The organism is Rhizobium sp. GW821-FHT14E12, from assembly GCF_058803745.1.
Genome location: NZ_JBXAPH010000017.1, coordinates 17,860 through 40,128, shown reverse-complemented (window position 1 = coordinate 40,128; position 22,269 = coordinate 17,860). Strand labels below are relative to the sequence as shown.

19 protein-coding genes are annotated in these 22,269 nt (G+C 59.7%); 6 read left to right on the top strand and 13 right to left on the bottom strand.

The features are described 5' to 3' along the window. Window positions 1–8: 8 nt before the first annotated feature. Window positions 9–1,631, bottom strand: a complete 1,623-nt coding sequence (locus AC1RO0_RS30330) for an ABC-F family ATP-binding cassette domain-containing protein (protein ID WP_498596232.1) — start codon at window positions 1,629–1,631, stop codon at window positions 9–11. Window positions 1,632–1,769: 138 nt separating this feature from the next. Continuing rightward, a complete protein-coding gene (locus tag AC1RO0_RS30325) occupies window positions 1,770–3,059 on the bottom strand; it encodes a hemolysin family protein (RefSeq protein WP_498596231.1) in 1,290 nt (429 codons plus the stop codon). Window positions 3,060–3,334: 275 nt separating this feature from the next. Between AC1RO0_RS30325 and AC1RO0_RS30320 the strand changes: the two genes are divergently transcribed. Then, window positions 3,335–4,009 (top strand): transglutaminase-like cysteine peptidase, encoded by a 675-nt coding sequence (locus AC1RO0_RS30320; protein WP_498596230.1) that lies wholly within the window; start codon window positions 3,335–3,337, stop codon window positions 4,007–4,009. On the opposite strand, the gene AC1RO0_RS30315 is transcribed toward AC1RO0_RS30320, so the two are convergent. After that, window positions 3,997–4,320 carry a hypothetical protein gene (locus AC1RO0_RS30315; protein ID WP_498596229.1) on the bottom strand — a complete coding sequence of 108 codons (324 nt, stop codon included), beginning with the start codon at window positions 4,318–4,320 and terminating at the stop codon, window positions 3,997–3,999. The genes AC1RO0_RS30320 and AC1RO0_RS30315 overlap by 13 nt on opposite strands. A gap of 164 nt (window positions 4,321–4,484) precedes the next feature. On the opposite strand from AC1RO0_RS30315, the gene AC1RO0_RS30310 reads away from it, so the two are divergent. Further along, complete coding sequence (locus tag AC1RO0_RS30310) at window positions 4,485–5,453, top strand: DUF1402 family protein (RefSeq protein ID WP_498596228.1); 969 nt, start codon at window positions 4,485–4,487, stop codon at window positions 5,451–5,453. Window positions 5,454–5,521: 68 nt separating this feature from the next. Here AC1RO0_RS30310 and AC1RO0_RS30305 read toward each other — a convergent pair whose 3' ends face one another. Then, on the bottom strand, window positions 5,522–7,792 hold the full coding sequence (locus tag AC1RO0_RS30305; RefSeq protein WP_498596227.1) for a heavy metal translocating P-type ATPase: 2,271 nt from the start codon (window positions 7,790–7,792) through the stop codon (window positions 5,522–5,524). Between the two features lie 70 nt (window positions 7,793–7,862). On the opposite strand from AC1RO0_RS30305, the gene AC1RO0_RS30300 reads away from it, so the two are divergent. Beyond that, entirely contained in the window at window positions 7,863–8,285 is a 423-nt protein-coding gene (locus tag AC1RO0_RS30300) for a MerR family transcriptional regulator (protein ID WP_183692840.1), read from the top strand. A 130-nt stretch (window positions 8,286–8,415) separates the two neighbouring features. Here the strand turns inward: AC1RO0_RS30300 and AC1RO0_RS30295 are convergent, their stop codons facing one another. From AC1RO0_RS30295 to AC1RO0_RS30260, 8 genes are all read right to left on the bottom strand, one after another. Then, window positions 8,416–8,886 carry a hypothetical protein gene (locus AC1RO0_RS30295; protein ID WP_498596226.1) on the bottom strand — a complete coding sequence of 157 codons (471 nt, stop codon included), beginning with the start codon at window positions 8,884–8,886 and terminating at the stop codon, window positions 8,416–8,418. A 146-nt stretch (window positions 8,887–9,032) separates the two neighbouring features. Further along, a complete protein-coding gene (locus AC1RO0_RS30290) occupies window positions 9,033–9,641 on the bottom strand; it encodes a DUF2026 domain-containing protein (protein ID WP_498596225.1) in 609 nt (202 codons plus the stop codon). A gap of 189 nt (window positions 9,642–9,830) precedes the next feature. Then, window positions 9,831–10,415: a flavin reductase family protein gene (locus AC1RO0_RS30285; RefSeq protein ID WP_498596224.1), complete on the bottom strand. Its 585-nt coding sequence runs from the start codon at window positions 10,413–10,415 to the stop codon at window positions 9,831–9,833. Window positions 10,416–10,552: 137 nt separating this feature from the next. Next, entirely contained in the window at window positions 10,553–11,206 is a 654-nt protein-coding gene (locus AC1RO0_RS30280) for an HAD hydrolase-like protein (RefSeq protein WP_498596223.1), read from the bottom strand. A gap of 244 nt (window positions 11,207–11,450) precedes the next feature. Further along, on the bottom strand, window positions 11,451–15,245 hold the full coding sequence (locus tag AC1RO0_RS30275; RefSeq protein WP_498596222.1) for a vitamin B12-dependent ribonucleotide reductase: 3,795 nt from the start codon (window positions 15,243–15,245) through the stop codon (window positions 11,451–11,453). A 772-nt stretch (window positions 15,246–16,017) separates the two neighbouring features. Continuing rightward, on the bottom strand, window positions 16,018–16,515 hold the full coding sequence (gpt, locus tag AC1RO0_RS30270) for a xanthine phosphoribosyltransferase (RefSeq protein ID WP_007690857.1): 498 nt from the start codon (window positions 16,513–16,515) through the stop codon (window positions 16,018–16,020). 348 nt (window positions 16,516–16,863) lie between these two features. Further along, window positions 16,864–17,706 carry a universal stress protein gene (locus AC1RO0_RS30265; protein ID WP_498596221.1) on the bottom strand — a complete coding sequence of 281 codons (843 nt, stop codon included), beginning with the start codon at window positions 17,704–17,706 and terminating at the stop codon, window positions 16,864–16,866. A 116-nt stretch (window positions 17,707–17,822) separates the two neighbouring features. Further along, entirely contained in the window at window positions 17,823–18,596 is a 774-nt protein-coding gene (locus tag AC1RO0_RS30260) for a competence/damage-inducible protein A (protein ID WP_498596220.1), read from the bottom strand. A gap of 240 nt (window positions 18,597–18,836) precedes the next feature. On the opposite strand from AC1RO0_RS30260, the gene wrbA reads away from it, so the two are divergent. From wrbA to AC1RO0_RS30245, 3 genes are all read left to right on the top strand, one after another. Then, window positions 18,837–19,436, top strand: coding sequence for an NAD(P)H:quinone oxidoreductase type IV (wrbA, locus tag AC1RO0_RS30255; RefSeq protein WP_174162855.1), 600 nt, complete (start codon window positions 18,837–18,839; stop codon window positions 19,434–19,436). Between the two features lie 221 nt (window positions 19,437–19,657). After that, a complete protein-coding gene (locus AC1RO0_RS30250; RefSeq protein WP_498596219.1) occupies window positions 19,658–19,975 on the top strand; it encodes a hypothetical protein in 318 nt (105 codons plus the stop codon). Window positions 19,976–20,199: 224 nt separating this feature from the next. Then, window positions 20,200–20,670, top strand: coding sequence for a hypothetical protein (locus AC1RO0_RS30245; RefSeq protein ID WP_498596218.1), 471 nt, complete (start codon window positions 20,200–20,202; stop codon window positions 20,668–20,670). A 95-nt stretch (window positions 20,671–20,765) separates the two neighbouring features. Here the strand turns inward: AC1RO0_RS30245 and AC1RO0_RS30240 are convergent, their stop codons facing one another. Further along, window positions 20,766–22,148, bottom strand: a complete 1,383-nt coding sequence (locus AC1RO0_RS30240) for a Hint domain-containing protein (RefSeq protein ID WP_498596217.1) — start codon at window positions 22,146–22,148, stop codon at window positions 20,766–20,768. Window positions 22,149–22,269: the final 121 nt, after the last annotated feature.

Sequence of the window (22,269 nt, the reverse complement as noted above, 5' to 3'; positions counted from 1 at the left end):
TTTATGCCTCAGTTATGCAGGCCGGGCGCCTCATGGCCGGTGCGCGCCACATATTCCGTATAGCCGCCGCCATATTGATGAACGCCTTCAGGCGTCAGCTCGAGCACGCGGTTGGAGAGTTCAGCGAGAAAATGCCGGTCATGCGAGACGAACAGCATGGTGCCCTCATATTGCGACAGCGCCTTGATCAGCATTTCCTTCGTGTCGAGGTCCAGATGGTTCGTCGGCTCGTCGAGCACGAGGAGGTTCGGCGGGTTGAAGAGCATGATCGCCATGACCAGCCGTGCTTTCTCGCCGCCTGACAACACCCGGCATCGCTTCTCGACATCGTCGCCGGAGAACCCGAAGCATCCGGCAAGCGCGCGCAGCGATCCTTGACCTGCCTGCGGGAAATCATGTTCGAGCTGCTGGAATACCGTGCGTTCGCCGTCGAGAAGATCCATGGCGTGCTGGGCGAAATAACCCATCTTGACGCTGGCGCCCAAAGCAACGCTGCCTTCGTCCGGCTGCGTTGAGCCGGCAACCAGTTTCAGCAGGGTGGACTTGCCGGCGCCGTTGATGCCCATGATGCACCAGCGCTCCTTGCGCCGTACCATGAAATCCAGCCCTTCATAGATGACACGGCTGCCGTACTTCTTGTGGACGTTCTTCAGATTGACCACGTCTTCGCCGGAGCGCGGTGCCGGCTGGAATTCGAAGGCGACCGTCTGGCGGCGCTTAGGCGGCTCCACCCGGTCGATCTTCTCCAGCTTCTTGACGCGGCTCTGCACCTGCGAGGCATGCGAGGCACGCGCCTTGAAGCGCTCGATGAACTTGATTTCCTTGGCGAGCATCGCCTGCTGACGTTCGAACTGCGCCTGCTGCTGCTTCTCGTTTTGCGCTCGCTGCTGTTCGTAGAACTCGTAGTCACCCGAATAGCTCGTCAGCGAGCCAGCGTCGATTTCGATGATCTTGGTGACGATGCGGTTCATGAACTCGCGGTCGTGCGAGGTCATCAGCAGTGCGCCTTCATAACCCTTCAGGAATTCTTCAAGCCAGATGAGGCTTTCGAGATCCAGATGGTTGCTCGGCTCGTCGAGCAGCATGACATCGGGGCGCATGAGAAGGATGCGGGCGAGCGCCACACGCATTTTCCAGCCGCCCGACAGCCCGCCGACGTCGCCGTCCATCATTTCCTCGCTGAAGCTCAAGCCCGCCAGCACTTCGCGGGCGCGGCCTTCCAGGGCATAGCCGTCCAGTTCCTCATAGCGCGCCTGCACCTCGCCGTAGCGCTCGATGATATCGTCCATGTTGTCGGCCTGATCGGGATCGATCATAGCGGCCTCAAGCTCGCGCAATTCGGCGGCGACAATGCTGACCGGGCCTGCGCCCTCCATCACTTCGGAGACGGCGCTGCGGCCTTCCATCTCGCCGACATCCTGGTTGAAGTAGCCGATGGTGATGCCCTTGTCGGCGGAGACTTGCCCTTCGTCGGGCTGCTCCTGTCCGGTGATCATCCGGAACAGCGTCGTCTTGCCGGCCCCATTGGGACCGACGAGCCCGACGCTCTCGCCCCTGTTGAGCGCTGCGGACGCCTCGATGAAAAGGATGCGGTGGCTGTTCTGCTTGCTGATATTTTCGATACGGATCATATTGTCTACGCGAGGTCCGAAGAGAGAGATTTTGGCGCCCTTATGCCATGTGTCTCTCGGTCTGTCCCAGGTTTTCAGCCATCCGGTCCGTCGAAAATCGCCGCCGATACGAGAAGAGCACAGTCGGCCGGGCCGCTGCTATGCAGCCTCGGTCTTTTCGGGTGATAGCAGAAGCTTGTCGATCCGCCGGCCGTCGAGATCGATGACCTCGAAGCGCCAGCCGTTCCTGCTGAAGCTTTCCCCGAGTTCCGGAAGGTGCTTCAGCTCCTCAAGGACGAGACCCGCGACGGTCTGATACTCGGCGTCCTCGTCGAGCGGGATGTTCATGAACTCCGAGAACTCGTCGATCGGCATCCAGCCGGAGACGAGATAGGAGCCGTCGTCGCGCCGCGCGATCGCCGGCTCTTCGCCATGTTCCGTCTGGAACACGCCCATGATGGCTTCCATGATGTCGCCGGAGGTGACGACGCCTTCGAAGTGTCCATATTCGTCGAAGACGAGAACCATGTCGGTGGGCGACGTGCGGATCATCTGGATGACGGTGTTGGCGGTGGCAAGGTCCGATACGACCGGAACCTCGCGCGTCAGCGCCTTGATATCGGCGCGACCGTCGGTGGACATCGCGTCGTAATAATCCTTGACGAACAGAACGCCCAGAACCTCGTCGGAACTTCCTCTGCGCACCGGAAGCTGCGAACGGTTGGTGCGATGAAGCTGCGCGCGTATCTCTTCCGCGCTGTCATCGACGTCAATCAGCTCGACCTCGCGTCTGGGCGTCATCAGCGCCCGAGCGGTGCGGTCCGCCAGACGCATGACGCCCGAAATCATCGCGGACTCTTCCCTCTCGATCACGCCGGCGCTTTGGGCCTCGGCAAGAATGGTCTTGATCTCCTCGTCGGTGACACCGTCGCTGCCTTTTCCGGACTGGCCGAGAAGGCTGAGCACCAGACGGCCGGATGCATCGAGAACCCACACCAGCGGCAAAGCGAGCTTCGACAGAACGGTCATCGCCGGGGCGACCTTGCTGGCCACCGTCTCGGGCGCTCGAAGCGCAATCTGCTTCGGCACGAGTTCGCCGACGATCAGCGAGAGATAGGTGATCGCCACGACGACCGTTCCGACGCCAAGGGCATCGGCCAACCCCTGGGACAGCCCTTGCGCGACCAGCCAGTTTGTGAAGCGGGCGCCAAGCGTTGCGCCTGAGAATGCGCCCGAGAGGACGCCGACGAGCGTGATGCCAATCTGGACCGTCGAGAGAAAACGGCCGGGGTGCTCGATCAGCCTGATCGCCAGTCGGGCGCCTCTGCTGCCTTGATCCGCAAGCACCTTGAGACGCGCCGGTCGTGCAGAAACCACGGCGAGCTCCGACATTGCCAGGACACCGTTAAGGATGGTCAGCAGGACGACGATTGAAATTTCGAGAAACAAAACCGGCTCTTATAATTGATGAGGATGCCGGTGAAGATATGCGTCAATGCCTCGCCGCGCCAGTGGGGAGGGTGCCTTAATATCCTCGAGGGGCTGGTTGTAGGGCTTAAAAGAAGGCCGACTGCCGGTTTTGATCATTCGGAGATTTTTTAACATACGATCGACCTTGATGGCTCTGTGGGGTGGAAAACGCAGGAAACCTAAAATGCGAACAATCTTCTTTTGAATAAATTTGACGGCCTTTCGGCTTCATGGCGTCGTTCATGGAGCCAAAGATGCGATCGCTACTCGTCACATGCATTCTGTTTTTAGCCGGACTGTTGTTCTTTTCGGGCGCGACCATCGCGAAGTCCGCAGGCAATGTGTCCGGCTCGCAGCCGCATAGTTTTGCGCGGGTAACCATGAGGACGACCGTGCCCATCGGCTGGATCAGCTTCTGCCAAGCCCAACCCGCCGAATGCGCCGCAGGGCGGAAGAGCGAAGAATTCGCGAAGGTCGACGAGGACCGCTGGGCGGAACTGCAACAGATCAACCAATTGGTCAATCATGAGATCCAGGGCGTCGGGGACGACGACCACTATGGAATTTACAAGCTGGGCATCATGAACTGGTGGACCTATCCCGATGACGGCATGGGCAATTGCAACGACTATGTCCTGCTGAAAAGGAAGCTCCTCATAGAAGCTGGCTGGCCCCGTTCGGCCCTACTGCTGACGGTCGTTCTCGACAAGCACAATGAGGGGCATCTCGTGCTGATGGCTCGAACGAACGACGGTGACCTCGTTCTGGACAATCTGGCCGATACCGTGAAGACGTGGAGCAGCACGGGCTATACCTACATCAAGCGGCAGTCCGCCGACGATCCGAATGTCTGGCTCCGACTTGAGCCGGGCCGTACGCCCGAAGAACTCGCCATGATCAGCAAGGCCCTGGCAAATCACTTGCACTGATTGGCAGACCAGTAGGTATCCACGAGCTTCTGCCCGTCGCGGTCGAGGATCGCGAAGTCACCGGGTATGACGACAAAGAAGCGCTCGTTTCTGTCCCCATCGGCTGATTGCTCGTCGACAATCCCGCAGACGACGAAGCCGGGCATTCTCGTGCTCGGTTTCGCGCTCGATATGTGGATGCTCGACATCGGGACATCGATCCTTCGCGTAATCGCAGCCGCGGCGAGCGCCGGAACATCCGCAATGGTCGGAATTGCGGCGCCAGGGGCGGCAGCGAGCAAAATACCTCCGGTCACGAAAAGATGGTTCACCGGGTTCCTCTCTGAAGCTGTGGATTTGTGCACGGGCAAATGCCACGTCAATTAAAGTTTATTGCGATTCGCCTCGCGGCTGAACCGCTCAGCCTTGTTTCAGGAGCCTGTTCGAATATGAAGGCGGTCCTGTGGTCGGGACCCTTTACGAGAGCGATTATCAAATGCGAACAAGCCTATCGAAGATTTCGGCGACCAGCCTCATTCTTTTTCTCGCCGTTGCCTCCACTTGCGCGGCTCGGGACATGGTGCGCGTGCCTCCCGGCAACCGCAACTCCGAGCAGCCCGCAATCCCCTCGACATCGGCGATGCGCGCCAAGGCCTTCTCGACGACCTATGAGGAGAAATACCAGAAGATCCTCACGGTGCTTCGCCAGGACAAGAGCCTGATGCAGCAGATCAAGAAGGCGGCCGAGACCTATCAGATCGATCCGATCCACATTATCGGCGCCCTTGTCGGCGAGCACACCTACAACATCACGATCGTCGACAGGGTTCAGTCCTACTACGTCAAGGCGCTCGCCTATTCGAAGGCTGATTTCACGTTCAGCTATAAGGGCGTGTCCGTGCAGTCCTTCGTGAAGAGGCCGGAATTTGCGCGTTGCGATAGTTTCACCGGCAGCACCGAGCTTTGGGAATGCCGCGACGAGGCGTGGGATCAGAATTTTCGCGGCAAGACCGTCGACGGCGTCTCCTATGAGAACATGACGTTCCAGCGGGCGTTCTTTCAGCCCTTCTATGCCGGACAGACCTTCGGCCTCGGGCAGATCAGCCCCCTGACGGCGCTGGAGGTCACCGACCGGGTACATGTTGCTAGCGGATTGGCGAAACTATCGCCGGACGATCCGCAGGCGATCTATCGCGACATCATGGATCCGGCGCGCAGCGTTCTCTACATTGCCGCGATCATCAGGGATGCCATAGAGGCATACCGCGATCAGGGCTTCGATATCTCCGATAATCCCGGCCTGACCGCAACGCTCTACAATGTCGGTCAACCGCGCCGCCGGGCGCTGTCGCTCCGGCAAGACGCCGACAAGCCCGGTGGCCGCAAGCTGCCGGAGGAAAATTATTACGGCTGGCTGGTCAACGAGAAGCTGACGGAGCTTCAGGGCCTGTTGGCCGGATCTTGAATGGCCAAAGGCGGATGAGGCAGCGATGCCGACCCGCCTTCGCCGTTAGAGGCCCGAAGGATCCACCCTTACGCTCTCGCGCCCTTCCATCCGAGCAGCCGCATCGCATTGGCGGTGACGAGCACGGTGGCGCCGGTATCGGCGAGGATTGCCGGCCAGAGGCCGGTGATCCCGACGATCGTGGTCACCAGAAACACCGCCTTCAGGCCGAGCGCCATGGTGATGTTCTGATGGATATTGCTCATCGTCGTGCGCGACAGCACCACCATGTTGGCAACGTCGGTCACGCGGCCATGAAGAGCTGCGGCATCGGCCGTCTCCAGCGCCACGTCCGTGCCGCCGCCCATGGCGATGCCGACATCGGCGGCCGCCAGTGCCGGCGCGTCGTTGATGCCATCTCCGACCTTGGCGACGACCTGCTTTTGCGCCTGCAACTCGCGCACGATGCGCTGCTTGTCCTCCGGCAGGAGCTGGGCGCGCGGTTCGATGCCAAGACCCTTGGCGATGGCCGCCGCCGTCCGTGCATTGTCGCCGGTCAGCATGACGGCGCTGATCCCAGCTGTTCTGAGTGCCTCGATCCCGGCGCGAGCGTCAGTGCGCGGCTCGTCGCGCATGGCAATCAGGCCCGCGATCCTGCTTTCCACGACCAGCACGGAGACACTCTTGCCGTCATCGTTCAGGGCCACGATCTGTGCTTCCTGCTCGGTCGAGAATGCTTCGATCTCCCGCGCCGCCTGCGGTGAGAGCAGCAATATGGCCTCGCCGCCAACCCGACCGCTGACACCCTTGCCGGGCAGGGCCTTCGCTTCGGCGGCAGGCGGAACCGGGAGCCCGTCCGCCTTTGCCCGCTCCAGGATCGCAAGCGCAAGCGGATGGCTCGAGCCGTTCTCCAGCGCGGCGGCTCTGGACAGTACCTGCGTCTCGGTAAAGCCGAAACCGGTGACATTGGTCACCTTTGGCTTGCCCTCGGTCAGCGTGCCCGTCTTGTCGAAGGCGACCGTCGTCACCTTGCCCATGGTCTCCAGCACGGCGCCGCCCTTCAGCAGCAAGCCGTTGCGAGCACCCGCCGAAAGGGCGGCCGCGATGGCCGCGGGCGTCGAAATGACGAGCGCGCAGGGGCAGCCGATCAGCAGGATGGCGAGACCCTTGTAGACCCATTCCATCCAGCTCGCGCCGGCCGCCAGCGGCGGCGTTACCGCGACCAGCGCCGCGACGGCGACGACGCCTGGCGTATAATAGCGAGAGAAACGGTCGATGAAGCGCTCGGTCGGCGCCTTGCACTCTTGCGCTTCCTCGACCAGCTTGACGACGCGGGCAATCGTGTTGTCGGCGGCGGCCGCGGTGACTTTGACGCGCAGCACGGCATCGGTGTTGATCGTGCCCGCGAAGACCTTGGCGTTGATGCCCTTGCGCACCGGCGTGCTTTCGCCGGTCACGGGTGCCTCATCGATGGCGCTTTCACCTTCGACGATGACGCCATCGGCGGCGATACGGTCACCGGGGCGGATCAGGATGACAGTGCCCACCTTGAGACTATCGGCCTGGACTTCGCGGGTCTGGCCACCATCCTCGACAAGCGCTGTTTTCGGAACCAGCGTCGCCAGCGACTGGATGCTGGCGCGCGCCTTGCCGGCGGCCACACCTTCCAGCAACTCGCCGACGAGGAAGAGGAAGACCACCGCTGCCGCTTCTTCGCCGGCGTTGATGACGATCGCGCCGACTGCCGCAATGGTCATCAGCATTTCGATGGAAAAGGGCGTACCCGCCAGAGCCGCCATGACCGCGCGGCGCGCGATCGGCACGAGACCGACCAGCATGGCGACGATGAAGGCATAGGGTGCGATCGAGGGGACGAGATGGCCGATAGCATAGGCGGCAACCAGCGCCCCGCCTGACAGGATCGTCAGCCGGCCCTTCTTGCTCGCCCACCACGGGCCGTTCGTCGGCGCATGGTCGTGGCCATGCAGCTCCTCGATCTCCTTTTCCGCGTGCTTGTGATCAGCATGGTCATGCGCCGAATGATCGTGGCCGCTGTGATCATGGGAATGGTCATGATCGCCTTTGCACTGGTGACCATGATCGTCATGTTGGTGCTCAGCGGGCGAGGGCGCTGCCTTGCCGGCAAGCGGCGCGACGGAATAGCCGAGGCCGACCACCTTCTTTTCGATGGCGACAAGGTTGCTGGTCTCGTCATGGCGCACGGTCATCGTGCCGGCGGTCACCGAAACCGAGACATCCTCGACGCCGGGCATGCGCCGCACAGCCGTATCGATCTTGGCCGCGCATGATGCGCAATCCATGCCGCCAACTCTGTACTTTGTCTGTGTCGCTGCTGCCATGATCCGCTTCCTTGTCAAACCGTGACATCCTTCCTACATCCTCTAGTGACTAGAGGTGCAAGAGGAAAATATGAAAAAGATCACGATCGGCGAAGCGGCCCGGCAAAGCGGCGTCAAGGTGCCGACGATCCGCTATTACGAGAGCATCGGTCTCCTGGCCGAGCCGGAGCGGAGCGAGGGCAACCAGCGCTCCTACGAGCAGTCGCATCTGCACAGGCTCGCCTTCATCCGCCACGCCCGCGAACTCGGCTTCGAAGTCGACTCCATCCGCACTCTGCTGGCGCTACAGGACGACCCGCACCAATCCTGCGCCTCGGCCGATGCTATCGCCAAGGCCCGCCTGATCGAGGTCGAACAGCGCATCCGCAGCCTGACGGCGCTGAAAGCCGAACTGGAAATGATGGTAAAAGGCTGCGGCCACGGCCGCGTCGACCAATGCCGGGTGATCGAGGTCCTTGCGGATCACGGGGAGTGCATGCATCCGCAGCATTGATGTGGTGAGTGTTGATCCACCTCAATTGCTGTCTTGCAATGCTCCATCGAGCATCATGGAAATCAATGTTTTTCAAGCCAGGGCTGGTCAGCGTCAGACTGGATAGCAGCCTATCCTTCGTCCAAGCGGCTTATCGCAGCCAACTGCTTACCATTGCGACGGCGCTTCTCTTTATGTCGGCGACAGAATTCCGAACAACCTCCACACGATCCATAATCCATTTCAGCCAGCCGTAAGTCAGCAGCTTCTCGCGGCCTGCGTGGAAAAGGCGCTCGACTAGGAGGAAGCTCATCAGATACGCCAATGCGATTATGATGAGTCCGGAAATCACGTGACCCCTGGCGATGACGAATAGAGCATAGATCTTCAGCGGCTCGGCAATCGCAAGCGGGACGACGAACAGAACGAGAATGACGCCTCGTGGCAACGAACCAACAAACTCGCCGAAGTGCACTACGATGGAGAGCGAGGAGAACCAGTTCACGAACGGCCGATACAGTGGTCGGGCGACCTCGCTGATGATGACGAGCACGGTTATGACGAGCCGCAAGGGCAGCAAAAGGAGTTGCCAGGCAGACCGGCGTCGGGTTTTGATGACCATCTCTGAATGCCTCGACATGCCATCAATTGATCGACGGCTGATTAGGTGTGTTTGCCCGGGCGCCCTACGATATCTAGCAAACTCTTTGCGGGCAAACGCGAAGCCATCCCACGACCGTTACGTCGGCTCGAACGAGCTTTCGAACATCACCACGCGCCAACCAGGGAATTGCCGACGAGCGGCACAAGGTTGGTTTTCCCGTCCTGATTCCGAACTGTGATTGACGTCTGCATTTGCTTGGGAGACTTCCGAAACCAGTTCGTGGCAACGGTGGCGAGGTCTCCGATCATCGGATGCTTGCGCCAATCCGCGAAACGCTCGGCCGTCGCCTCCGGCTCGGAATGATAGAAGAAATCTCCTGTTTGGCTGAGATCGTTGATGGATTGAGCCATGGATGAAAGCGGACGCTGAAACATCTTCGAACGGATAAACAGGCCTGGTGCGGTTTCTGAGAATGCCGGAGCCATGAAGTCGATTGCCCAACCATCCGCTTCGAGCCAGCAGTGGAAGTTTTCGCCAGCGCCGGAGACATAGCCATCGTCGCGCTGGTCGGCGAAAAGAATGTGTTTTCCATCAAGATTGTAAGCGGCGAGACCGCCCTTCGGCTTTGCCTTGATCTTGAAATGATGTTCGAGAATGAAGGCTCCGAACGTGCTGAAATACATCGAAGCCGTGGCAGGGTTGGCGTTTTCGTTGATCAGCAGGCTATTGATGACCCGGTATATCCGATGGTAGTCGCTTTGCTTGATCAGCATGATCGTTCGCCCTTAAACCCACAATATGGGCCTTCCCGTAAGTGATGGCGGCGACCATGTAAACGTCAGATGTGACAGATATGGCCTCTATCCTTCGCCCAGGGTCACATTCGATCTTGTGTTGCTACGGACAGTCTTGGACGGCAGGAGTTGAGCGCAATTAGGCATCGAATATAAGGGAACGCGATTTCAGGCCGTTTCGGCCGCAGTCGAAAGCGCCTCCCCAATGGCATAGAAGTGCCCACCCGCTACGTGATGAAGGCTGCGCCATTCCGGCCCCGCCGTTTCGAAATGCCAATGCCCGTCCCGGAACACGCGGTCGTCCGCCCACGCAGCGGTGACCTCGCCAATGAAGAGGTCGTAGGCATCCTGAATATGCGGCTCGCTGACCAGTCGGCAGACAAGCCAAGCCGAGCACCCCTCAACGAACGGCAGATCGTATCCTGGCACTTCGAAGACCGAGACACCTGATGTCTGAAGCTTATCTGGCTCCTCGTGCAATGTCCGGGTTCCGACCTCCCGTGTCAGCGCAAGTTGGGCGACCGTCGGAACTTGCACGACGAAAACCCCGCTCGTCTCGATGAGCGCGCGCGTCTGCGCAACCTTGTCGACGACCAGGGTGAGCTTCGGTGGATCGATATCCAGACCGCAACACCAGGCCACGGCCATGACATTGTCGATGCCGCCATGTCGTGCCGACAGGAGCACGGTCGGGCCGTGATTGATCAGACGAAATGCCTTCTTAAGCTCAACGGAATTCATGTGTTCGTTCATCGGAAGTCCAGATAGATGAAGTTATAACTGCCCGTGGTTTCCTGGCCGGTACTTATGCCGTTCGGACGCATGCGAAATGAAATAAGCCGAAACAGGCACCAGGAGGTTCAAAACAAGGAAGAGTGGTAGCGCGCGTCTTACCTCGACAATGACCTCAATTCTTCTGGTGCAACTAGAATAAGATCCGCGCCAGCAAGTTCGAGTTCTTCACGGTTGCCGTAGCCCCAAAGAACACCGACGGCACGCATCTGGTTCGCGTGGGCTCCGACGACATCAAATTTTCTATCGCCGACCATCAGGCAGTTCTGGGCGGCCAGTCCAGTATCCTGCAGAATATGCGCCAGCAGTTCGGGCTTATGGTCCAGACCGGCTCCGGGTATCGAGCCATATATGCCTTGGAAAAGGTCCGATAGTCCGTGATTGTCAAGAATACGCTGTGCGAATGTTTGCCGTTTGGAAGTCGCCAGAAGGAGGCGGATGCCTTGAGAATGCAGCTCGACGAGTGTTTCCCTGATGCCGGGGTAAAGCTCGCTCAGCAACAGACCGCGAGTTCCATAGTCAGCTCGGTAGGCGTCGACCGCTTCCGCGATACGATTATCGCCGAATGAGCTGAGAAGGTACCGCATCACGTCTTCGATCGGTGGCCCAATGATCGAGCGGATATCCATCTCCGGGTCCGTTTCATGGCCAAGAGCCCGCAATGCCGCCCGGCAGCTTGAAAGGATACCTGGTTGGGAATCGACCAATGTTCCGTCAAGATCGAGGAGGAGGTTGGAAGCGGTGTAGGACACGGGGATCTCACTTTCTCTATCGATGGTCGAAAACAGAGCCAAGTATAAACACGGATATCAAGGGAACGGGTCAGGGGAAGCGAACAGGAACCTATGGCCTTGCAATGATTGCGGCAAAAGGTTCGCTCTAACGAATGAGAGCGGCCTTTCGGCCGCTCTCTGACATTTCTAACAGAACAAAATGCGCGGAAACCTGGGCATAATCACTTTGTGACAAGCCCAAGCAAAGCCCGCCCACCTTTCCTTAGCTGCACCCACTGGTGCTGCCGCATGTGTCGCACTTCTCGCAAGTTCCATTCCGGACCATCGTGAAGTTCTGGCATTCGGTGCACATGTTGCCGGTGTAGCCCTGCATGATGGAGCGGGCGCGGCGTTCGGATTCCAGCTTCTTGGCGTCGGCCTTGGCCGCTGCCGCGTCTTCTGCCGACTTGTCGGTGAAGAGGCCGGTTTCTTCGACCACTTCCTCGGCAATCTCTTCGGCCAGTTCCTTGGCGCGTTCCTCATAGTCGCGCTTGAAGGCGACGACTTCCGAGGTGGAGATGGCGCTCGTCGGTTCCAGCTTGCGCACGGCATTGCCGGAGAAAGCGGAGATCGTCGAGACCGAGGAGGCGCGGGCAGGGGCGGCCGTGGCCGAACCCTTGACCTCGGCTGCCGGGCGCTCGCCCGAAGTCGGCACCAGCGTCGGCTTGTAGCCGCGGGTCAGGCCCTTGGAGAACACATCCGCCTTGCCTTCCGAAATGCCGCGGCCGAGTGCCGTGGCGTTGAAGTCCGAAGTGTCGACATGGGCGAGGTCGTGGCGGCCGAGATAAGAGATGGCCAGTTCACGGAACACGTAGTCGAGGATCGACGTGGCGTTCTTGATCGCGTCGTTACCGGTGACGATGCCTGCCGGCTCGAACTTGGTGAAGGTGAAGGCGTCGACATATTCCTCGAGCGGCACGCCATATTGCAGGCCGAGCGAGACGGAGATGGCGAAGTTGTTGATGAAGGCGCGCAGGGCCGAGCCTTCCTTGTTCATATCAAGGAAGATTTCGCCGAGGCGGCCGTCGTCATATTCGCCGGTGCGCAGGAAGATGGTGTGTCCACCGATCTTGGCCTTCTGGGTATAGCCCTTGCGGCGACCGGGGAGCTTTTCCTGGCTGCGAACGACCTTTTCGATGACGCGTTCAACGATCTTCTCGGTGATGGTGACGGCCTGGGCGGCAGCCGGAGCCTGCAGGAATTCCTCCAGTGCATCCTCGTCATCCTCGTCCTCGATCAGCGAGGAGTTGAGCGGCTGGCTGAGCTTGGAGCCGTCGCGATAGAGCGCGTTCGCCTTCAGGCCGAGCTTCCAGGAGAGCATGTAGGCGTTCTTGCAATCCTCGACGGTTGCTTCGTTGGCCATGTTGATCGTCTTGGAAATGGCGCCGGAGATGAAGGGCTGGGCAGCCGCCATCATGCGGATGTGGCTTTCGACCGAGAGGTAACGCTTGCCGATCTTGCCGCAGGGATTGGCGCAATCGAAGACGGCGAGATGCTCGTTCTTCAGGAACGGTGCGCCTTCCAGCGTCATCGCACCGCAAACGTGGATGTTGGCGGCCTCGATGTCCTTCTTGGAGAAGCCGAGATGGTCGAGCAGGTTGAAGCTGATATCGGCCATCTGCTCGTCGGAAACCTTGAGCGTACCCTTCAGGAAGTCGGCGCCGAGGGTCCACTGGTTGAAGACGAACTTGATGTCGAAGGCGCTCTTCAGCGCGGCGTTGACGGCCTCCACCTTCTCGTCGGTGAAGCCCTTGGCCTTCAGCGTCGAGGGGTTGATGGCCGGCGCCTGGTTCAGGTTGCCATGGCCGACAGCATAGGCTTCGATCTCGGCAAGTTGGCTTTCGCTATAGCCGAGCGCCCGCAGTGCTTCCGGAACGGCGCGGTTGATGATCTTGAAGTAGCCGCCGCCGGCGAGCTTCTTGAACTTCACCAGGGCGAAGTCAGGCTCGATGCCGGTGGTGTCGCAATCCATGACGAGGCCGATCGTGCCGGTCGGCGCGATGACGGTTGCCTGGGCATTGCGGTAGCCGTGCTTCTCGCCGAGCGCCAGCGCCTTGTCCCAAGCAGCCTTGGCATGAGCAACGAGATCCTGATCCGGATTTTCGGAGTGGATCAGCGCCACCGGGTTGACCGCCAGACCTTCATAGCCGGAGGTCTCGCCGTAGGCGGCGCGGCGGTGGTTGCGGATGACGCGCAGCATGTTCTCGCGGTTCGGCTTGAACATCGGGAATGTCCCGAGTTCGGACGCCATTTCGGCCGAGGTCGCATAGGAGATGCCGGTCATGATCGCGGTCAGCGAGCCGGCGATGGCGCGGGCTTCGTCTGAGTCATAGGGAATGCCGGAGGACATCAGCAGGCCGCCAATATTGGCGTAGCCGAGGCCGAGCGTGCGGTATTCATAGGAGAGTTCGGCAATGCGGCGCGACGGGAACTGCGCCATCATCACCGAGACTTCGAGAACCACGGTCCAGAGGCGGACGGCATGCTCGTAGTCGGCGATGTTGATGCGCTTGCTGGCCGCGTCCTTGAAGGTCATCAGGTTCAGCGAAGCGAGGTTGCAGGCGGTGTCGTCGAGGAACATGTACTCCGAGCACGGATTGGATGCGCGGATCGGGCCGGCAGCCGGGCTGGTGTGCCAATCGTTCATCGTCGTGTTGAAGTGCAGGCCCGGATCGGCCGATGCCCAGGCGGCGTAGGAGATCGATTCCCAGAGGTCGCGTGCCTTCAGGGTCTTCATGATCTTACCGTCCTTGCGGGCGGTCAGGTGCCAGTCGGCATCGTTCTCGACAGCGCGCAGGAACTCGTCCTTGATCGAGACGGAGTTGTTCGAGTTCTGGCCGGAAACGGTCAGATAGGCTTCCGAGTCCCAGTCGGTGTCGTAGGTCTTGAACTCAAGGTCCTTGTAGCCCTGGCGAGCGAACTGGATGACGCGCTGGACATAGTTTTCCGGAACCTGATCCTTCTTGGCCGCGCGGATTTCGCGCTTCAGGGCAGGGTTCTTGGCCGGATCGAAGCAATCGTCATTGTCGCCTTCGCAATTGACGGTGGCTTTCATGATCGCCTTCAGGTGCTTGGCGACGATCTTCGAACCGGTGACGAGGGCGGCAACCTTCTGCTCTTCCTTGACCTTCCAGTTGATATATTCCTCGATATCCGGATGGTCGATGTCGACAACGACCATCTTGGCGGCGCGGCGCGTCGTGCCGCCCGACTTGATGGCGCCGGCAGCGCGGTCGCCGATCTTCAGGAAGCTCATCAGGCCGGAGGAACGGCCGCCGCCGGACAGCTTTTCGCCTTCGCCGCGCAGCAGCGAGAAGTTGGAGCCGGTGCCGGAGCCGTACTTGAAGAGGCGGGCTTCACGAACCCAGAGGTCCATGATGCCGCCTTCGTTGACGAGATCGTCCTCGACCGACTGGATGAAGCAGGCATGCGGCTGCGGATGCTCATAGGCCGACTTGGACTTGGTGAGCTTGCCGGTGAAGGGATCGACATAATAGTGGCCTTGGCCGGGGCCATCGATACCGTAGGCCCAATGCATGCCGGTGTTGAACCACTGCGGCGAGTTCGGTGCGACGCGCTGGGTGGCGAGCATATAGGCAAGTTCGTCCTGGAAGGCGGAGGCGTCTTCCTCGGACGAGAAATAGCCGCCCTTCCAGCCCCAGTAGGTCCAGGTGCCGGCCAGACGGTCGAAAACCTGACGCGCATCGATTTCGGAGCCGGTCTGGCTTTCCTTCGGCAGGTCCTTCAGGGCAGCTTCATCCGGAACTGAGCGCCACAGGAAGGAAGGAACGTCGTTTTCCTCAACCTTCTTCAGCTTGGTCGGAACGCCGGCCTTGCGGAAATACTTCTGCGCCAGAATGTCGGCGGCGACCTGCGAGAACTGCGCCGGCACGTCGATGTTTTCGAGGCGGAAAACGATCGAGCCATCGGGATTCTTGATCTCGCTGGTGGCCTTGCGGAATTCGATCTCCGCATAGGGTGACTGGCCTGCCTTCGTAAAGCGACGTTCGATGCGCATGGTCCCATAACCTCATTCGTTGGAGCACACCTGCCTCGTAAACAGGGCGCAAAAATTCTCGTCTGGCCTCGCGACTTCAACGCGCAGCCATTGCTCATTCCGCTATCTGACAGGGGATGTCATTCGGAGATGACTTTCCTGTATCTTGTGGCGATGGTGGCTGCAAACACTAAATATAGTATTAACAGCTTATTGCCGCCAGTCCCCGCATGTGTTTTTTTGGCAGCTTCGACATCGGCACAAAAAGCCTCACGGCGCCACCAGCATTGGTGCATCGCCCTGAATTCAAATCCGATTTCGAGTTGAGGACCAGCCCCTCGTTATTCCGCCTGGCCCAGTCGCCGCCGCAACGGTTCTCATTAAGTTTGAAAGACCCGATTCCGTCAAGGGGTGGTTTGCGACAGATTTTTAACCACAATATCTTGTGGGCTTACCTGTGGAAACTGGGGAAACGCTGGGATGTCAGAAGATTCAAGTGCTTGGCGGAAAATGCTCGCCCTTCGCACGACCGCTTTAGGGGTAAATACCTTCAACGACCGAGGCCAGCGCGACAATATTGTGAACGTGGCCCCGAAACCATTGGTTTTGGAGCAAAACCATGCTGTGGCGTCTTATGATTCGCGTGGAAGGCCTTGAATCCCGCGTATTCTTGTGGGGCGAAGGCTACTAAATATAGTGGGCGCCGGAGCGCCCACCTCTATTGCTGATATATTAGATGGGTCGCATGCATTGCGGAGAATCACCGCTGATTCGTGCGAGCCCCGAGTCGATTTCAGCCTTTATGGCCCTTGGCGATCGGCTCCTGATACGTGAAGCCCATGTCCCAGGGGAAGTAGATCCAGGTGTCCTGGCTGACCTCGGTGACGAAGGTGTCGATGGTCGGCACGCCGGTCGGCTTGGCATAGACGCAGGCGAAATGTGCTTTCGGCAGCATGGCGCGCACTTCGAGGGCGGTTTTGCCGGTATCTGTCAGGTCGTCGACAACCAGCACGCCTTCGCCGCCGTCAGTGAGGAGTTCCGCGGTGATTCCCTTGAGCAGGTTCATTTCGCCCTGGCTCGAATAATCATGGTAGGAGGCGACGCAGACGGTCTCGATCATGCGGATGTTGAGTTCGCGTGAAATGATGGCCGCGGGAACGAGGCCGCCACGGGTGATACAGACCATCGCCCTGAAATTCTTGTTGAGGCCGGCAAGCCGCCAGGCAAGGGCGCGGGCATCGCGATGGAACTGATCCCAGGATACGGGAAAGGCTTTATCGGGCAGGGACATGGCTCAGGAGCTCCGGGAGCAGACATAACAACACACCGGCGCTACCGGCGACCCTGAGCAGACCCCGCGACGGGCGCGGACCATGGACCTAATCCTGAAACGCAATTCGCCGCCGTCTGCCGGAACATGATCTCACCCAGAAGCTTCTGGGCAGTTTGGGGCATGTTCCCTGGACCGCGCGAATGGTTCCCTGGCGGGAATTCTGTCATCGGTCGCTGTTTTCTGCTGGATTTACGGCCAAAAGGCAAGAGCTGCCGCTTTGCCGCGCGCTCCGCAGGGTGTGCAAAAGCTGGGTTGGCGCGCCGAAGCGGGGCGATCGCATGCCTTTCAGGAGATTACACGCGCACTTTACCTTGCCAGCAGCGTCATCGCCGTCATCGACTTCAACAGTGTTCGTGTCGTGCCGCCGAAGATCAGCTGCCAGAGCCAGGAATGCGTATAGGCGCCCATGACGAGCAGGTCGATCGAGTTGTCGGCAAGGCGGTTCTCGATGACCTGTGATGGCGTCTTGCCGCCGCAGCTTTCCGTCGTCAGCGTGGCACGAACGCCATGGCGGGCAAGCGTCGCCTCGATCTCGCGGCTAGTCTCCGTCGGTGAATGCTTGGAGCTCTGAGATGTGTCGACCGAGAAAATCTCCACGGTGTCGGCAGCCTTCAGAAACGGCATGGCGTCGAAGGTGGCGCGGGCGGCTTCTTTCGAGCCGTTCCAGGCGATCAGCACGCGGCGGATCGGCCTCGGCTGGGTGAATATATAGGGGATCATCAGCACTGGCCGGCCGCTTTCGAACAGGAAGCTTTCGACGTCGACATTCGAGTCGGAGGATCTGGACGGATCGGGCTGTACGGCAACCAGCAGATCGGCGCTGCGAGCGCTTTCGATCAGGGGTTCGGAGCCATAGCCAACGGTGCTGGTAAAGCTGCGCCACTCATAGTCGAGACCCTCGCGCTCCATTTTCGCGCGAAACAGCTGCTCGATTTCGACGGCCTGGCTATGTGCCATATCCTGCAAGGCCTGCACGGCGACCGGATCGGGGATCTCCATCGGCGCGACCAGCGGCACGGTCGAGACGATTTCCGCATGCAGGCCGACAATGTGAGCACCGTGCTCCTTGGCGAGAGCTGCCGTAAAATCGACGGCGACCTGCGCGTTGTCGGGCGTGTCGAGAATGACCAGAATGGTTTTGTAGGACATGACGTGATCTCCCGTGCGGAAGGGATCGGATCGGTTCATTATATCATCATTCCGCATGATATTAATGCGCCGATCTCACTCCGGTTCCCTTCCGAAGGAAAAGACCTCGTTGAGCGTCATGCCTCAGCGGACTGATTTTCCTTGGCTTTCGACTGCCTGATGGTCTCGATCATCGCCCGCACCTCGGCTGCGACACTTTCAACCAGTTCGGCGGAACGGGCGCGCACGACGATCTCGGTGGAGAAGGATTGGCCGACATAGCGCGGATAGGAACCGATGCTGGTATCCGGGTGTGCTTTCTGGATGGCGCCGAGCGGCGTGCCGATCTCGCCTTCGCCGTAAGGGCAGGAAATCGCCGTCGACAACATGCGGGTGCCGGAGCGCAGTGTCGGCACGACATTGTCGAGCATCGCCTGAAAAACCTGCGGCACGCCGGCCATGACATAGACGTTGCCGATATTGAAACCCGGTGCCGTCGAAACCGGATTGGCGATGTGCTTCGATCCGACCGGCATGCGCGCCATGCGCTGGCGGGCCTCGGTGAACTCCATCTCGCGCTTGGCATACATCTCCGCCATTATCCGCATCGCCTCCGCATCATGTTCGCAGGGCACGCCGAATGCCTTGGCGATCGCATCGGCGGTGATGTCGTCATGCGTCGGCCCGATGCCGCCGGAGGTGAAGACATAGTCATATTGACCGCGCAGCGCGTTCAACGCCGCAACGATGGCGTCTTCATCGTCGGCAACGATACGGACTTCCTTGAGGTCGATGCCCGACAGCAGCATGACATCGGCGAGATGGCCGATATTCTTGTCTTTCGTCCGGCCGGAGAGCAGTTCGTCTCCGATGGCCAGCATGGCGGCGGTGACAATGGTTTCATTGGTCATGGAAGTATCCGTGGAATTGCGCAGGCGCGCGTTCGAAAAAGCGTTTCAAATAGGTAGCGCCGTTTGCGGCGAATGAAAACTGCCGTTTTCATGTCTACTGCAGCGGGCGAAAGCGACCGCAAATGAATTTTCGTCTTCGTCAGGTGAACAGTCCGTTCCCGTTGCGGGGGCTGCGTCCTTATCCCGTCGCTGATACAACTTGGCCCGACAATCAACGCGTCCAACGAACGGGAGACATTCATGGCTAAGGTTCTGGTACTTTACTATTCCGCCTATGGTCACATCGAGAAGATGGCCTATGCCGTCGCTGAAGGTGCCAAATCGGCCGGTGCCGAGGTAACCGTCAAGCGCGTTCCTGAACTCGTGCCGGAAGAGGTCGCCAAGGCGTCCTACTTCAAGCTCGACCAGGAAGCGCCGATCGCAACGCCGGACGAGCTGGCCGAATATGATGCCATCATCGTCGGCGCCGGCACGCGCTTCGGCACGGTCGCCTCGCAGATGCGCAATTTCTGGGATCAGACCGGCGGCCTCTGGTTTGCAGGCAAGCTGGTTGGCAAGGTCGGCTCGGTCTTCACGTCATCCGCGACCCAGCATGGCGGCCAGGAATCGACCATTCTCGGCTTCATCCCGACCCTCCTTCACCACGGCATGGCCGTCGTCGGCCTTCCCTACGCCTTCGCCGGCCAGATGGGCACGGAAGAAGTCAAGGGCGGCTCGCCCTATGGCGCATCCACGATCACCAATGGCGACGGCTCGCGCCAGCCTTCGGAGATTGAACTGGAAGCCGCGAAATACCAGGGCGCCCACGTCGCCAAGATCGCGGCCAAGCTCGTCGCCTGATTCGCACTCAACTTACTGGAAAGCGCAGCGAAAGCTGCGCTTTTTGCGTTATGGAGCCGGCGAGCATTAGCACTAATAACCGCGGCCCCATCAGCAAAAAAGACCACTGCAAAGTGCGAAAGAGGCAATGCCTTTGATGTGATCGCTATTTCTAGTGGCATTCATGATGCGTTCATCAATTAGGGTTCAATGATGGGCTGCAAACTTCGAATGGAGACGTCATGAGCAAAATTTTCAATATCGTCGGCGCAGGTGCGTTGACGCTGATCATGGGACTCGCATCCTTTACGCCTTCGGTCGCCGCGCCGCTCAACACGGCCAAGCCGGCAGCGAGCACCGCCGTCGAACAGGTCCAGTACCGCGAGGGTGACCGCCGGCGTTGGGACGACAGAAGGCATCGTCCGAACCGTCGTCAGCCGCATTACCGTCCCGGTTCGTGGAACGGCTATCAGGGCTATCAACGCGCCCGCCCGGGCTACCGCCGCCACAGCGACGGCTGGTGGTATCCGCGCAGCGCATTCAGAATTGAAATTCGCTAAGCGTTCAACGCTAGCGCAGACGAAAAAAGGCGGCCCACCGGGTCGCCTTTTTTGTTGGGAACCACTAGGTTTCTGGTTCCAATAAGGTGGCAAGCACCTGGCATCTGCTCAAAGATTTTCCCGCACTTATTGAGTTTGAATCCATCGAATAGGGACGAAACTGCGTCCTAGATTGACTACTCACGGGTGGCTCTCCATCATGGTCATACAACCGGGAGATATGTATGTGGCCTTTTAGTCGGAAGAAGAAAGAACTCAATTCGGCGGAGTTGAGGGATCGCTTTCAAAAGCAGGGCCAGTGGGCGATGAATCTTATCGGGGATTTCAGCGCCTACATCGAAGACACCGATCTCCAGTTTAACGTCCGGGATATTGCAAAGCTCCCGTGGTCGAAGGAGGACCTGATCCGAGCATTCACCTTTGGTCTCTCCATCCAGCCAGATGGCGAGATAAGAGAGGCGATGAAAATTACTTTACTCGCCCTCTCGCAGTTCCAGCCGAACGTTGGCGAGATTGATCTTGGCCCCATGCCAAAGTTCACGGGGCCTGTTGGCAATCTCAGCACACAAGAAATGATTGCGGCGATGACCGCACATGAGCCAATACAAAAAGCCTATCAGTTGTTCCAGCTCAAGGTCGAAAGTGAACAGGCAGCTCTGCTTGTACTTTGTGAGCAGCCGTCCTTAGTGAAGTGAGGGTTGGTGTGGACGACGGGTCGAACCCGTACGGATCCCTCCAAGGGATTTTAATTCTTGGAATCAATGCCTTGTGGGGTCATTCCTTACCTGTTTCATGGCATATGCCTAGCGCTTTTCGTGACATCATCGTCATGCGGGACCGTGTCGGATTTGGCCTTGTGCCGGGCCGGACGCCGGGTCCAAACCATGCGACAAGCAGCGAAGACATGACGACGAAATTGACTCAGGGCGCCAGGAACAAGATTGCCGAGACGCATCCCGCCGGAACTCAAATCTACGGCACGGAGATGGCTGGACTGCGGGTGAGGGCGGTGAGGAGCAAGTCCTCCGGCGACAAGCTCGTGGGCAGGGTCAATAATGGGAGCGGCCGGTGCGTCTCGATCGTCATCGGCAGGACCGACGAGGTGAGCCTCGGGACTGGGCGTGAGCGCTCGACGGAGCTCAGGCTCGCGCTTCGGCGTGATCACGGGCGGAATCCAGGATCTGCCCGCGTCAGGGTCGAAGGCGAGACGCAGGATGGCAAGGCCGCGGCAATCGGCCCAGAGATCGGGAGGCAGGAAAAGCCGACCGTTGGTCCAGCGCCAGGCGCAGCCCTGGACAGCCTCCTCCGGGTAAAGGCCCTCAACCTCGTCGAGCGAAACCTGGCGGTTGGCACGGAGACCGTCGAGGAATGTAAGGCCATGGATCGAAAGGCCGAGCGTCCGTTTGTCCCGGCTTGCGCCGTCGTCAGCCGGGACCCAAGTATGCGACGCAAGTATGGCTTCCTTGGCATCGGCTGGGAAGATAAACACCGCGAGATTGCCGTCGATCGTCGGCTCGACGCGCCGGCCATCCACGATGAGATGCGGGTCCATTCCCGTGGCGTGGCGCCAGCCCATCGATTCCGCGCGGGAGAGCAGACGCTGGCGGATTGCTGCCACGACCGCGCCGCCTTTTACCAGCGGCCGGGCGCATTGCTCGACGACGGCCGTCGTTTGTTCCGGGGGCGGAGCGTCGGCGAGCCAAGTGGCGCCGCTATTCAGGCAGCTCTCGCAGCCAAGCCCCTCGACCAGGAGCACCTCGCGGCTTTCCAGCTCGAGATGCCAATAGGTGACTTCATCGACGTCGACTGAAGCAACCGTGGCATCATTGATCAATTGGCCGATCGGGATCAATACCTCGTCCACCGCCCGCACGCACACCGCGTGGCCGGGTGACAGCAGCAGGTCCCGCCGGGGTACATCGCCCGGAAAAGCCCGGGCCTTGATCTGAACCGGACAATACTCGCGCGCGGGCTTATGGATCGTCTGTGAATCGATGCTGACGATGGTGCGCACGTTTCCGGCCGCAGTTATCACCAGGTTGCCCGCAATCAGGTCCTCCACGGCGATTTCGCCGCGCGGGGTGCGGATGCGAGTTCCCGAAACGAAGCTGGCCGGCACCTCGGACATGGTCGCCACGACGACTTCGCCATTGCCGATCTCGGAGGACATCATTGGACAACCCCTGACAAACTGCTAGTGAGTTGAGACCAGCGTGTGACGAATTCCACCATCCCACCGCTCCAATTCGCGGACCAAGAGCTAATTCCATCTCGCAAAAGGCTGTTACGCCTGC

What these genes read in the sequence shown, in the direction of transcription:
- AC1RO0_RS30330 (WP_498596232.1), bottom strand. Translation starts at nt 1,631, where the DNA reads ATGATCCGTATCGAAAATATCAGCAAGCAGAACAGCCACCGCATCCTT.
- AC1RO0_RS30320 (WP_498596230.1), top strand. Translation starts at nt 3,335, where the DNA reads ATGCGATCGCTACTCGTCACATGCATTCTGTTTTTAGCCGGACTGTTG.
- AC1RO0_RS30310 (WP_498596228.1), top strand. Translation starts at nt 4,485, where the DNA reads ATGCGAACAAGCCTATCGAAGATTTCGGCGACCAGCCTCATTCTTTTT.
- AC1RO0_RS30305 (WP_498596227.1), bottom strand. Translation starts at nt 7,792, where the DNA reads ATGGCAGCAGCGACACAGACAAAGTACAGAGTTGGCGGCATGGATTGC.
- AC1RO0_RS30300 (WP_183692840.1), top strand. Translation starts at nt 7,863, where the DNA reads ATGAAAAAGATCACGATCGGCGAAGCGGCCCGGCAAAGCGGCGTCAAG.
- AC1RO0_RS30295 (WP_498596226.1), bottom strand. Translation starts at nt 8,886, where the DNA reads ATGGTCATCAAAACCCGACGCCGGTCTGCCTGGCAACTCCTTTTGCTG.
- AC1RO0_RS30290 (WP_498596225.1), bottom strand. Translation starts at nt 9,641, where the DNA reads ATGCTGATCAAGCAAAGCGACTACCATCGGATATACCGGGTCATCAAT.
- AC1RO0_RS30285 (WP_498596224.1), bottom strand. Translation starts at nt 10,415, where the DNA reads ATGAACGAACACATGAATTCCGTTGAGCTTAAGAAGGCATTTCGTCTG.
- AC1RO0_RS30275 (WP_498596222.1), bottom strand. Translation starts at nt 15,245, where the DNA reads ATGCGCATCGAACGTCGCTTTACGAAGGCAGGCCAGTCACCCTATGCG.
- gpt (WP_007690857.1), bottom strand. Translation starts at nt 16,515, where the DNA reads ATGTCCCTGCCCGATAAAGCCTTTCCCGTATCCTGGGATCAGTTCCAT.
- AC1RO0_RS30265 (WP_498596221.1), bottom strand. Translation starts at nt 17,706, where the DNA reads ATGTCCTACAAAACCATTCTGGTCATTCTCGACACGCCCGACAACGCG.
- AC1RO0_RS30260 (WP_498596220.1), bottom strand. Translation starts at nt 18,596, where the DNA reads ATGACCAATGAAACCATTGTCACCGCCGCCATGCTGGCCATCGGAGAC.
- wrbA (WP_174162855.1), top strand. Translation starts at nt 18,837, where the DNA reads ATGGCTAAGGTTCTGGTACTTTACTATTCCGCCTATGGTCACATCGAG.
- AC1RO0_RS30250 (WP_498596219.1), top strand. Translation starts at nt 19,658, where the DNA reads ATGAGCAAAATTTTCAATATCGTCGGCGCAGGTGCGTTGACGCTGATC.
- AC1RO0_RS30245 (WP_498596218.1), top strand. Translation starts at nt 20,200, where the DNA reads ATGTGGCCTTTTAGTCGGAAGAAGAAAGAACTCAATTCGGCGGAGTTG.
- AC1RO0_RS30240 (WP_498596217.1), bottom strand. Translation starts at nt 22,148, where the DNA reads ATGATGTCCTCCGAGATCGGCAATGGCGAAGTCGTCGTGGCGACCATG.